At 44.4% G+C, this 12,181-nt stretch carries 11 protein-coding genes; 4 read left to right on the forward strand and 7 right to left on the reverse strand.

Annotation, left to right across the window (positions count from 1 at the left end; all coding sequences use genetic code 11):
* Window positions 1–324 carry a nucleoside triphosphate pyrophosphohydrolase gene (locus tag BLQ53_RS03905; protein ID WP_093725992.1) on the reverse strand — a complete coding sequence of 108 codons (324 nt, stop codon included), beginning with the start codon at window positions 322–324 and terminating at the stop codon, window positions 1–3.
* Between the two features lie 21 nt (window positions 325–345).
* Window positions 346–1,128, reverse strand: coding sequence for a MurR/RpiR family transcriptional regulator (locus tag BLQ53_RS03910; protein WP_093725993.1), 783 nt, complete (start codon window positions 1,126–1,128; stop codon window positions 346–348).
* Window positions 1,129–1,250: 122 nt separating this feature from the next.
* On the opposite strand from BLQ53_RS03910, the gene pfkB reads away from it, so the two are divergent.
* From pfkB to lacD, 3 genes are read left to right on the forward strand one after another with little or no spacing between them, the layout of a single operon-like run.
* On the forward strand, window positions 1,251–2,189 hold the full coding sequence (gene pfkB / locus BLQ53_RS03915) for a 1-phosphofructokinase (protein WP_093725994.1): 939 nt from the start codon (window positions 1,251–1,253) through the stop codon (window positions 2,187–2,189).
* Window positions 2,179–4,080, forward strand: a complete 1,902-nt coding sequence (locus BLQ53_RS03920; RefSeq protein ID WP_093725995.1) for a fructose-specific PTS transporter subunit EIIC — start codon at window positions 2,179–2,181, stop codon at window positions 4,078–4,080. Before pfkB ends, BLQ53_RS03920 begins: the two co-directional genes overlap by 11 nt.
* A 13-nt stretch (window positions 4,081–4,093) precedes the next feature.
* The gene (gene lacD / locus BLQ53_RS03925; protein WP_093725996.1) at window positions 4,094–5,086 is read left to right on the forward strand and encodes a tagatose-bisphosphate aldolase; all 993 of its coding nucleotides are present in this window, start codon (window positions 4,094–4,096) and stop codon (window positions 5,084–5,086) included.
* Window positions 5,087–5,125: 39 nt separating this feature from the next.
* Here lacD and BLQ53_RS03930 read toward each other — a convergent pair whose 3' ends face one another.
* The 5 genes from BLQ53_RS03930 to BLQ53_RS03950 all read right to left on the reverse strand — a co-directional run bounded on the left by BLQ53_RS03930 (window position 5,126) and on the right by BLQ53_RS03950 (window position 11,250).
* Window positions 5,126–6,265 carry a M20 metallopeptidase family protein gene (locus BLQ53_RS03930; protein WP_093725997.1) on the reverse strand — a complete coding sequence of 380 codons (1,140 nt, stop codon included), beginning with the start codon at window positions 6,263–6,265 and terminating at the stop codon, window positions 5,126–5,128.
* Between the two features lie 18 nt (window positions 6,266–6,283).
* Entirely contained in the window at window positions 6,284–7,696 is a 1,413-nt protein-coding gene (locus tag BLQ53_RS03935) for a YfcC family protein (RefSeq protein WP_093725998.1), read from the reverse strand.
* 438 nt (window positions 7,697–8,134) lie between these two features.
* Window positions 8,135–8,617: a DinB family protein gene (locus BLQ53_RS03940; protein WP_093725999.1), complete on the reverse strand. Its 483-nt coding sequence runs from the start codon at window positions 8,615–8,617 to the stop codon at window positions 8,135–8,137.
* A 210-nt stretch (window positions 8,618–8,827) separates the two neighbouring features.
* Complete coding sequence (locus BLQ53_RS03945) at window positions 8,828–9,865, reverse strand: polysaccharide pyruvyl transferase family protein (RefSeq protein WP_093726000.1); 1,038 nt, start codon at window positions 9,863–9,865, stop codon at window positions 8,828–8,830.
* 98 nt (window positions 9,866–9,963) lie between these two features.
* Window positions 9,964–11,250, reverse strand: coding sequence for a PA2928 family protein (locus tag BLQ53_RS03950; protein ID WP_093726001.1), 1,287 nt, complete (start codon window positions 11,248–11,250; stop codon window positions 9,964–9,966).
* Window positions 11,251–11,437: 187 nt separating this feature from the next.
* Here BLQ53_RS03950 and BLQ53_RS03955 point away from each other — a divergent pair, with 187 nt between their 5' ends.
* The gene (locus BLQ53_RS03955) at window positions 11,438–12,160 is read left to right on the forward strand and encodes a DUF421 domain-containing protein (protein ID WP_093726002.1); all 723 of its coding nucleotides are present in this window, start codon (window positions 11,438–11,440) and stop codon (window positions 12,158–12,160) included.
* Window positions 12,161–12,181 lie beyond the last annotated feature (21 nt).

A 12,181-nucleotide genomic window follows, 5' to 3' on the forward strand; every position in this document is an offset into this window, starting at 1 on the left:
CTAGTCATTCACTTCTATCAGAAAAACTTTATCTTCAAACCCTCCCCGTTCTTCCCGCTTTTGCTGGCGCACATGCTCTATATCCTCTAAAGATATACCTTTTGCATCGAGAAGAGCATATAGTACCTCCAACAGATCAGCTGCTTCCTCTGCTATTTCATTTTGTTCATCAGCTTTGAGGATTTCGTTTGCTTCCTCCAATAGCTTGACCTTTAATGCTTCTACATAGCGTATTTGATCAAGTATTGTTGTTTTAGGTACTTTCCCTGCTTGCTGAATGATGGTAGGAATATGATCTCGTACAAGCTTGTTGTAAGTTGGCATATTCTCTTCCTTTCCTAAAGATTAGGACTTTCCTGCCCGGATGGCGTAAGCATCCAGCAGTATTCTCGATATCACCTGAAGCGGAAGTCTCGACCTCACCTCATAATCAGGAAAATAAGACGTCTCGGATTTGTAGCCGATCAACGTCAACTCAGCCAGCGAGGCAAGCGGACTGTTTTTGTTACATGTCAGGGCAATTGTACCCGTCTCGTTTTGCTGACAGCTCCTCGCTGCATCTACCAGTTCTTCTGTATACCCATTCAGCGAAACAAAAATGACCAAATCCCCTTTTGCAAGTCGCTTGCTTTTCGTACGTATGATATTTGGATCATCATGTAGCTCTGCATACTTGTTCAGCAGCTGCAGCTTCACTTGCATCTCCTTTGCTATCAGTTCAGAGAATCCCCTTGCGAAAAGGATCACGCGCTGGCTATGCAACATTTTTTGTACAGTATCTTCAATCAATCCACTATTGAGCATTTCGATCGTTCTCATCACTTCTTGTTCATTTTTCAAAATCGCATCTTTTATTTCTTCGTCCACTTGCTCGATGATTGTAAAGTTTGGATTCTGATCATTCTCATCCTTAAGCCGAATTTTAAAATCGGTGAACCCATTATAACCAAGCTTCTTCATTGTACGAACAATGGTAGCAGTGGAAACATTCGCATCTTCACTTAAACGTACGATCGACAATTTAGGGATTGTATTGAGATTATCCCGTATATAACGAATCAAATACAGCTCTGCTTCACTCATCTTTTCTGTATATTGGCTGATCCGCGCCAGAAATGTTCCGTTCATGGTGATCCCCCGTGTAAACGTTTACCAATATTGTACCGAAATAAGCGGATGTTGAAAACATTTACAACACAGGGCGTGCCATAATGAGGTTGTAAGAAAAACACAGATAGGCAGTGATGCGGATGATTTATACATGTACGATGAATCCAGCGATCGATCTTTTTTCCGAGTTTGACTCTTTTGATCCTTTCGTCGTTAACAGAAGCATATTTGAAGAGTATCAGCCGAATGGGAAAGCCATCAATATCTCTTTCCTATTGGAGAAACTAGGCATTCCCAATAAGGCAACCGGATTCCTCGGTGGTTTTACCGGTAATTTCATTGAACAAGAGCTTGAAGCCGCCGGAATTGAAACCGCATTCATCAAAGTGGATGGCATTACCCGGATCAATACCTTTATCCGTGCAGAAACAATGGAATACAAAGCAGTAAATAGAGGCCCTGTCATTTCGGTGCAGGCCCAGGAACAGCTCCTGGAGCAATTACGCCGCCTAAAAAAAGAGGATTGGTTATTTGTCTCAGGCAGTCTGCCACGCGGCGTTGATGATCACATTTATATCGACATCGCCCGTATTGCGCATCGGCAAGGCGTCAAACTGGTGCTTGATATCAGCTCTCCAGTGCTGCTGGACTGTCTCGCGTATAAGCCTTATCTCATCAAGCCAAATGATGAGGAAGTGGCCAAATGGTTCGGTCTATCGGACCATACAAACTTAGCCGAACTCCAAACTGCTGCTCAACAGCTGCTCAAGCGCGGGGCTCAGCGAGTACTATTATCCCGCGGGGCTCAAGGTGCCTTGTATTGCGACACCAAACAAGAACTCGCCGTAAACGCTCCCGCTGGCAAGATTGTGAACACAGCCTGTGCTGGGGACACGATGCTGGCAGCTTTTGCAGGCAAGCTGATGCACGGTGCTCCAGAGGAAGAGGCTTTGGTTTTTGCAACCGCTGCCGGCTCATCGACAGCTTTTACTTCTGGATTGTCTGAACTGAAAGACGTTCCTTACTTGGCAGGTCAAATCCAATTAAAAAGAAATTGGGGTGTGAAACATGACGTATAGAATCATAGCCGCAACTGGCTGCCCTACAGGTATTGCCCATACTTTCATGGCAAAGGAAGCCTTGGAGGAAGCCGCTCGGAAACGCGGCATATCCATAAAAGTGGAAACCCACGGACAGGATGGTGTCCAAGGCGCACTCACACAAGCCGAAATTGATGCAGCCGACGGCGTCATCATCGCCGCGGATAAAGATGTAAACCGTGACCGCTTCATCGGCAAACGAGTTGTCAACGTGGCCGTCAGCAAAGGCATTAAAGAGCCAGATAAACTTATTGATGCCATCGTCAATCAAACAGCACCTATTTATAAGGATGGACAGCCGCACACTGCTTCTGCAGGCAGCTCCGAACCGCAGCAGAAAGATTCCATTTTACGCAGTATTTATGTATCGCTCATGAACGGCGTTTCCCACATGCTTCCAATCGTCGTAGCGGGCGGTGTCATGATTGCCATCTCCCTTATGTTCGGTATCCACTCTGCCGATCCAGAAAGCTCGCAATACAACGAATTCGCTTATTACATGAATACAATCGGCGGCATTGCGATGAATCTGATGGTTCCGGTGCTCTGTGCATATATTGCCGAATCCATAGCCAAACGCCCCGGCCTCATCATCGGCTTTATCGTCGGTATGATTGCTTTCACAAACGGAACTGGTTTCCTCGGCGGTATTATCGGTGGTTTTATGACAGGTTATATCATCCTTGGACTCGGTTATTTGTTCAAGGCATTGCCAAAACAGCTTGACGGCTTGAAATCCATCTTCTTATTCCCGGTCTTCGGTATTTTCATCGCCGGTTTCGCTATGTGGTTCATCTCGGCTCCAATGGGCTGGATCAACCAAGCCATGATGGATTTTCTGGCAAGCTTCCAAGATTCAAACCCAATCGTTTTAGGTCTTGTCGTAGGAATCATGTGTGCATTCGATATGGGCGGTCCAGTCAATAAAGCAGCTTACGTAACAGGAACAGCTTTGCTGTCGGATGGTAACTTCTTCTTTATGGCAGGTGTATCTGCTGCTTGTATCGTTCCGCCGATTGCTACTGGATTTGCAACATTATTTGCAGGCAAAGCTTACAGCACAAGCGAGCGCAGTGCCGGTCTGGTGAACTTCCTGCTTGGTTCGACTCATATTACGGAAGGAGCCATTCCATTCGCAGCCAAAAAGCCGCTGAAGGTCATTCCGTTTCTCATGATCGGTTCATCCATTGCAGCAATCCTTACCTATCTATTCAAAGTGCAAGTACCAGCTCCACATGGCGGATTCATCGTTCTGCCGATCGTGACACATCCATTCCTTTGGGTGCTGGCCATCCTGGCCGGTGCAGTCGTGAGCGGTTTTTTGATCGGTATGGATCAGAAGCGTACTGCTGCTAAAAGCAACACAGAACAAGCACCACTTGCAGAGACGGCAGCTGTAACAGAGCCTGTACACGATGTCAGTCAGATTATGTCTGTCGACACCATCAAGATAGATGTAAAAGCAGCTACTCAAACAGAGGTATTCCAGCAAATCGCTGCAACAGCAAAACAACATGGGATCATCACAGACCAAGCTGCTATTGTAGACGGCTTTATCCAGCGGGAAAAGGAGAGTACAACCGGAATGGAACAAGGCATCGCCATTCCTCATACAGAACGGAATGAAGTACAGAAACCAGCGATCATCATCTTCAAACTGGCTGACGGTGTCGAATGGAAAGCATTGGACGGACAGCCGATCAAAGTCGTCATTGCCATGCTTATCCCTAAAGGAACAGCATCCAACCATCTGTACTACTTATCGGAAGTATCCAAGATGCTCGTTCATCAAGAAACGATTGACCAGCTGCACCATGCGATGAAGCCAGAAGATATCCTCACCCTATTTTCTACCAAACTAACTGCTTAAAGGAGCTGCTACAATGCTTAATCTAACACCTGCTAAACGAGAAGCACTGGAAAGACTATCAGACGAAAACGGAATTATCGGAGCACTCGCCATCGACCAGCGAGGCTCCTTGAAAAAAATGCTGCAGCAGGAAAGTACAGCAAATCAAGGAGACGATATCATCATTTCCTTCAAAGAACTTATCTCCGAAGAGCTCACACCATATGCCACTTCCATTCTGCTGGATCCGGAATATGGTCTGCCTGCAGCAAAGAAACGGGATAAGAATGCCGGACTGCTTCTCGCCTATGAAAAAACTGGCTACGATGCGACACAACCAGGCCGCATGCCGGATATCCTGGACGATTGGTCTGTTCAGCGAATCAAGGCACAAGGCGCCGACGCCGTGAAATTCCTTCTGTACTACGATGTGGATGAGGATCCAATCATCAACGAGAAGAAACACATTTTCGTAGAACGGCTTGGATCTGAATGCCAGGCAGAAGACATTCTCTTCTTCTTGGAACTGGTATCCTATGATGCTGACAATGATGACGTTAAGAGTCGGGATTACGCTAAAGTCAAACCACATAAAGTGAACGAGATGATGAAGGAATTCTCCAAAGCCCAATACAAAGTTGATGTGCTGAAAGTGGAAGTACCAGTAAACATGACCTATGTAGAAGGGTTTTCTGAAGAAACACCTGTTTACTCGCAGGAAGAAGCAAAGCAATATTTCAAAGAACAAAGCGAAGCCACTGATCTGCCATTCATCTTCTTGAGTGCAGGCGTTAGTGCAGCACTGTTCCAGGACACCCTTCGTTTTGCAAAGGATGCAGGTTCAAACTTTAATGGTGTGTTGTGCGGCCGTGCGACTTGGAAAGATAGTGTAGCTATTTTTGGTCGTGACGGAGAAGCTGCCGGTAAACAATGGCTGCAGCAAAATGGAAAAAAAAACGTGGAAGACCTGAATGCATTATTGAAAAAAACGGCAACATCCTGGAAACAAGCAGAAATACTTGCATAAAAAGAGGAGCGTATGGGCTATCCCATATGCTCCTTTTCCTTATTGGTTCAATATAAACTGCTGAAATACCTTTATCGCATCCCCAAATACATCCTCATCGATATCGAATTTCGGATGGTGATGCGGATACTGGCTTTTCTCCCCTTGCATGCCGACTTTGACGAATACCCCTGGAATTTCCTGCAAGTAGTAAGAGAAATCTTCAGAGCCCATGACCGGATCCAATTGTTCGTAGTGCTCTTGGCCGAATGTCTTTTGCAGCAGCCCTTCCGCAAAAGCTGCTTCTTTTTCATCATTGATAAGCGGCGGTGTGCCAATGATGAAGTCTACTTCGGCTGTGGCGCCGAATGATTCACAAATGCCTTTGGTCAGCTTGGCAATCTGCTCTTGAATCGTCTGTACTGCTTCTGTAGAGAAGGAGCGCATTGTCCCGATGATTTTGGCTGAATCTGGAATGACATTATATGTGTTGCCAGCTTCGATTTTCCCAACAGAGATAACGCTGGCATCCATTGGATTGAGTTTACGGCTCACGATGCTTTGCAGCGCTTGAATGACATGTGTCGAGATATAAACCGGATCTACTGTCAGATGCGGTGTCGATGCATGACCGCCAGAGCCTTGGATTTTGATCTCAAAGTCATCGACAGAGGCCATCATCGCGCCGGGACGAGTACCGAATTGCCCCTTTTCCAATCCGGCATCGACATGGATGCCGTAGATGCTGTCGACACCTCTCAAAACACCTTCTTTGATCAGTTTATCGGCGCCGCTCGGAGAAGCTTCTTCGGAAGATTGGAAGATGAGTACAATATTCGGCTGTACTTCCTCTTTATGCAGGGTAATCCATTCTGCCACTGCAAGCAAGATAGCTGTATGGCCATCATGCCCGCACATATGGGAAATGCCAGGACGCTTGGAGATATAAGGCTTCTCTCCTTTCTCTATGATCGGGAGCGCGTCCATATCCGCCCGAAGCGCGATTGTCTTCTCCCCTTTTGTGCCTTTCACATACCCGACCACACTCGGCGGCTGAAAATCAAGAATCTCGATACCTAGCTTTTCCAGTCTGTTACGCACATATTTCCCGGTCTCGTATTCTTCCCCTGAAAGCTCAGGATACTGATGAAAATGCCGGCGATCCTGGATCGCCTGCTCTACTAATCTCTCTAATTCCATGTTACATTACTCCTTCTATTAAAACGGTCCGTATTGAATCAATTGTGCTACAATCAGCGCGATAATGGCAATGCCGATCTGGATAAGGAAGAATGGCAGGAACCACTTCACCCATTTACCGTAGCCGATGCCTGCAATCGCAAGCAGTGCGATGATATTACCCGTCGGCAAGATTGTGTTGGAGATACCATCGCCGAACTGATATGCCAGTACAGCTGTCTGTCGCGTTACACCGATCATATCAGATAACGGTGCCATCAACGGCATTGTCAAAGCAGCTTGTCCGCTTCCAGATGGTACGAAGAAATTGATGCCCATCTGCATAAATAACATGCCGACCGCAGACAGTGCAGCCGGAATTGCACCAAGCGCACCCGAAGCATAATGCAGCAATGTATCCATCATGCCTGAAGTATTGAAGATTACTAGAATCGCTTGTGCAAAACCGATAATCAGTGCACCGCCAAGCAAGTCTTTCGCTCCAAGGATGAAATTATCGGCAATACGAGAGAAAGAAATGCCGCCAAGGATACCCATCAGCACACCGAACAACAGGAACAATCCCGCAATCTCCGTAATATACCAGCCGTATTTCAATACACCAATGATCAATACAATGTAGTTGACCAAAAAAGCTGATAGAACAAGCTTATGACGAGTAGTCATCTTGTGGGACTGAAGTGCTGCTGTATCAGCTTTTCTGCCAAATTTCCCGTATACCCCAAGCTCTGGGTTCTTTTTCACTTTACTCGCATACCGCATCACGTAGAGGACAGCTGCTACATACAAGATAACGAAAATGATAATCCGGAAGCCGATTCCGGAGAAGGTCGGCAACTCGGAAATACCTTGCGCGACTCCTACTGTGAATGGATTCATTACCGCTGCCGTAAAACCGACACCAGCACCGAGTACGACAATCGCAAAACCGGTCAAGGCATCAAATCCAAGTGCTATCGCCATCGGAGCCAAGATTGCAACATAAACAATCGTTTCATCCGACATTCCCATCAATGCTCCTGCTGCCGCAAAGAACAGCATCAAGACAGGAATTAGTAACTTCTCCTTATTTGCCATCTTTCTGGACAACATATAAATAAAAGCATCCAATGCACCAGTCGCTGTGAAAATACCGAACGCACCGCCGACAATCAAGACGAAGAAAATGATATTGGCACCATTCACCATACCGGTGTGAATGCTATTGAATATGCCAAGCAATCCGACATTTTCTCCATCAATGTAATGGAATGTTTCCGGCAAGATGACACTCCGTCCATCCTGCTCCACGCGGTCATACGCACCGCCTGGGATGATATAGGTTAAAAGTGCCGCCACGACGATGAATGCAAAAATCATCACGTAGACGTTAAATTGCTTTGGTTTCTTTTTCTTGTTTGGCTGCTGCTGCAAATCTTGTAAGCTGTTCATCTGGTTGTACTCCTTCAGGGATGAATCCTCGTTGTATATTGTTTAATAAATATACAACGAAGGATATAAAAATACAACTGTATATGAATAAATTTTATAGATTAATTATACAAAACACATAATAATCAATCGGTAGACATAAGGAAGGAGAGGTTAACGCTAATGGAAAAACACTAGAAAAATAGTAGAGCCACTTATCGGGGCATAGCTTCACTAACATAAGCAACTTCTCTGTTTGTAAATCAATTCATCCTTGATTCACGACTGGCATAATGATCATTATCATTGCCTCAGGAGTCACTTTATGAGTTATTTTGCACTATAAATACAAAAATCCAATTTCTCAACATAAAATTAAGAAATTGGGTTTTTATCATTACTTCGGAATAGCGCCCTATAGCGGTACAATGAAATGTAAGTTGCCTCATTTAATCCCCATTAATATTTAGTTTTCCAGCTTTTTTGTAGCTTCCGAATGTAAACGATTTGCCCAATGTGGTAGGCGTTGTGCGTGGACAAGTTTCCTAGAACTGCCCACCACTTTGCGTTCTCAGGGAAACCATTCACATCATTTTCTACCTTTTCTTCAGTCAGTACGTCTTGCCATTGAAGCAGGACCACTATGAGGCACTTTTTTAAATCATCAAACGTTTTATGTTCTGGAATAATAAAGCTTTCATTATTGTCACTTATGGGCGCAACAGCATTCATATGAGATTTTTTGTATCTCTTTTGCCAAGTTTCATTCCAGTAAAGGAGATGTTGTGCAATTTCTGCAATACTGTTGCTTTCATCATTCGGTTTCCAAAATGCTTCTTCCTCTGATAAGTTTGCAACTGATTCTGAAAACGGAACGTACCAGCTAAGGTCGTTCGCATTTGCTAACAATTGATCTTCCAAAACATCTTTAGCGTGAGACATACCAATCACACTCCTTCTTATTATAAACTTTCTATTTCGACGCCCTTCTGAAATCTCCCGCATTATTCCGTTAAATGGCTAAGTGACACCTTAGGCTTTTTTATAGAAAAACTTGTAACCAAGGGGTTGTTTAAACGAGTAGACGTTTTCGAATTACTTTTGCCTTTCAACAATTAAAAAAGCTAGAATCCTAAGATTCTAGCTTTCCTTTCAGCTTCGGAAGAAATCTACCAACGGTTTGAAATCTTTACGCAAATCCACTTCATTCGGTTCTGCCTTCATCAACTTCTCTACCATTTGTTCCAACAACTCCACGTCTTTGGAATCTGTATACTCAACAAAGTTAATGGAATCCAGCCAGTCGCGGTAGGAATGTTTGGCTTTTCCGTAGCTGTTGCCGAATACAAGACACGGTGTCTTCGTAATGATGGAGAAGATCATCGTATGCAAGCGGTCCGTGATGATCAATTTCTTTGAGCCGATCAGATCCAGCATCTCGATGAAATGCCTCTCTCTGTCTGCATAATCAATGGTTGGAACGACATCCTCGTCCAAAACCGTATCGGTACGATCAACTGATCCAAATTTCTTCGTCCATTCCATCAGCTCGGAAACGAAGTCCTCCTCCATCACCTTTTCTTTATCAGCTCTCAGGAAGAACATGACACCTTCCCGCTCCTGCTCCCGAGGAACAACATCAAGTGACATCACCATATCGGGCGTATATATCACTTCCGTATCAAATGTATCCCTTACAACATCCAAGGTTTGCGATTCTCTGGCCGCAATCGTCAGTTTTTTATTCTGATGATACGCTTCTTGTGTTTTCTTCTTCTCCTGCTCACCATGTTCATTGTCTTCGAAAAACACCGATTGCGGCATGGAAATAGATTTATAATCCCTGAAAGCAGCGAAAACCTTGCGGCGATCTTCTTCAATATCCAAATACAAGCTACCAAGATTCCCACCCCCGGTGAACATGACAATATCATCTTCCCGGATGATGCCTTTTACGAATTCAATTCCCTCATCAGTCGCATAGTCCATGATTTCTATGTACTCATAATAAGGGAAGCGGCTCTTGATGAATTTCTCGATGCTATAGGCGATCGCCTGATCCCCGATATTTGTATAACTCGGCGAACCAAATAGGAAGACTTTACGTTTATCATTTGTGAAAACCTCCGGTGAAACATTTGGTCCAATGCCTTTTGCAATATTATTTGTATCAATTGTTTGTATCGTCATATGAAATGCCTCCTCAGCACAACTTTTTTCGGCTGTACTCTTCCATACCCCGATTCAAAAGATTGTATGCCTCAGGAAAGCGACAATTTCTTCCATGACTACAGAACTTCTGTGATGTCCTCCTTCTTATTCCAACGATACTGATAAACGAAATCCAACGCACCATCCGGCTCGGATACTTTATAAAGCTTGCCGGCAGCTTGCACAAATGTAGCATCTTCCATTAAAAAGACATCAACCGGGGTTTCGCCTGGGACCTCTTGATAATCATAATCAACTGCAACCTTCCATCTTATGACGGATTCCTCAGTCGAAACACGTGCAATTATAACCTGATCTTGATTGCGTTTTTCTTTATACATCAGCAGCATACTGCCATCTTTATTTGAGCCAGCAATCGGCTGAGCCTCGAGCAAATCCGGGTACAACTCCTGAACGGTCTGCTGCGCCAGGTCTGCTTCCCCGTTTTCTTCGTCACCAAAGAAACCTTTCTGTACTTCTTTCTCATAAGCCGGATCCTCTGTTAGTCGGCCATCGGCAATACGATAATACTTACCGTTCAATGCATATAAATAGATGCCGCCTTCTTCATCGATGAAATAATCAGCTTGCTCGTAGCTCAGATTATCGGTAAGCTCCGGGTACTTTTCTGTCCACTCCTCCTCTTTGAAATGGACTTCCCCAGTGGCAGCGTCAAGAAAATACAGTTCCTCAGCTTTTCTATTCATGATCATGATACCATCCTCCGTGCGCCCAAGAACATACACCTGCCAGCTGGCTTTCCGGCTCCATTGCATTTCTCCCGTATCCAAATCTACGGCTATGATCTGGAATCGCGAGTCGCTTAAGGAGATACCGTTTTCGTGTCCATTCGGTATCTTCATCCGGATTTTATTAATGGCCAAATTGCTATCTTTCGATATGATTGTGGGGGAATCAAGACTCATCGTCACCGAGCGGCCTGCTGCATGAAAGACAGTCATAACGAATGATCCAATGATGAATTCACCAACAAGCAGAAAAATAATCATACCGATTACCTTCTTTAACGAACTCGACCTTTTAATCCCACGCACAAGGAATAGCATACATAATACGACGAACAAACCACCAAGAATCCATAGCGTCAAATCATGCCAAAACCAGCCTGTAAACGTCCAATCATTAAAGAAATCGCCTCCCAGCAGCCAAAGAAGCAACGTTCCAAGCACTGCATGGACAAGCAAGAAACCTGCGAGTGAACCAATCGTCCTGTGCTTGTTTTGCTTGATCTTATCCACTGCCCATTTGCCGATAATGGTCAAAATCCAAATATAAATCAGTGTCAACATGGCATTATGTGCGAAATCATCATTGAAAAGCCAGTTACGAAAAATATCGGTCATGTTATCCTCCTCCTTTCATCAGCTGCCATTGTACAAATGAAATAGCCTACCTTGTTCGAGTGGTCCAACACGAATTGGCTTGCTTCATTTCCTTACGCATAAACTGCATTTTCGTTTCAATAATTTAGGACATCGGTTTGACTGTATTGCTCACTGGCAATACTGGAAAGTAAAAAGGAGCATCTTCATGCCTGAATTCATACATGACAATCTGATTGTCCTCGTTCGGATCATTACCATCATCCCGCTGATGCTCATCGTGACATTATTCATGGGAAAACGCGCAATCGGCGAGATGCCAGTATTCGATTTTCTGATTATCGTCATTTTAGGGGCGCTGGTCGGCGCTGATATTGCCGACCCCAACATTAAACATCTGCCTACAGCTTTTGCTATCATCGCCATCGGACTTTTTCAAAAAGCAATCGTAAAGTGGAAGATAGCTAACCGTAAAATTGGTAAGCTGCTTACACTCGATCCGACTATCGTGATCCAGGATGGAACTTTTCTGTATGATAATATGCGAAAAATCGAATATTCCATCGATAATATTTTATTCATGCTGCGACAGAAGGGCATATTTGATATATGTGATGTAGAAACTGCTGTCATTGAACCGAACGGTACACTGAGTGTCTTAAGAAAACCTGCCAAACTGCCAGTTACCAGGGAAGATCTCGAACTTCAGCAGCCAAGCTCCTCTATTGCTCTGCCTGTCATTTCAGATGGATTCATTCATTACGATACACTGTCCTATTTCGAACTGGATGAAGAATGGTTAAGAAAACAGCTAGCTGAGGAAAACATCGTCGGAATCAACCATGTATTCTTCGCATCCATTTCACATCAACAGAATCTCCACATCAATTTAAAGGATAGAAAACTGAACATTCCCCCGATCAAACATTAAAAAGAGCACTACCCTGTCAAG

Source organism: Terribacillus halophilus (assembly GCF_900101385.1).
In the GTDB taxonomy this organism is placed as follows: Bacteria; Bacillota; Bacilli; order Bacillales; family Amphibacillaceae; genus Terribacillus; species Terribacillus halophilus.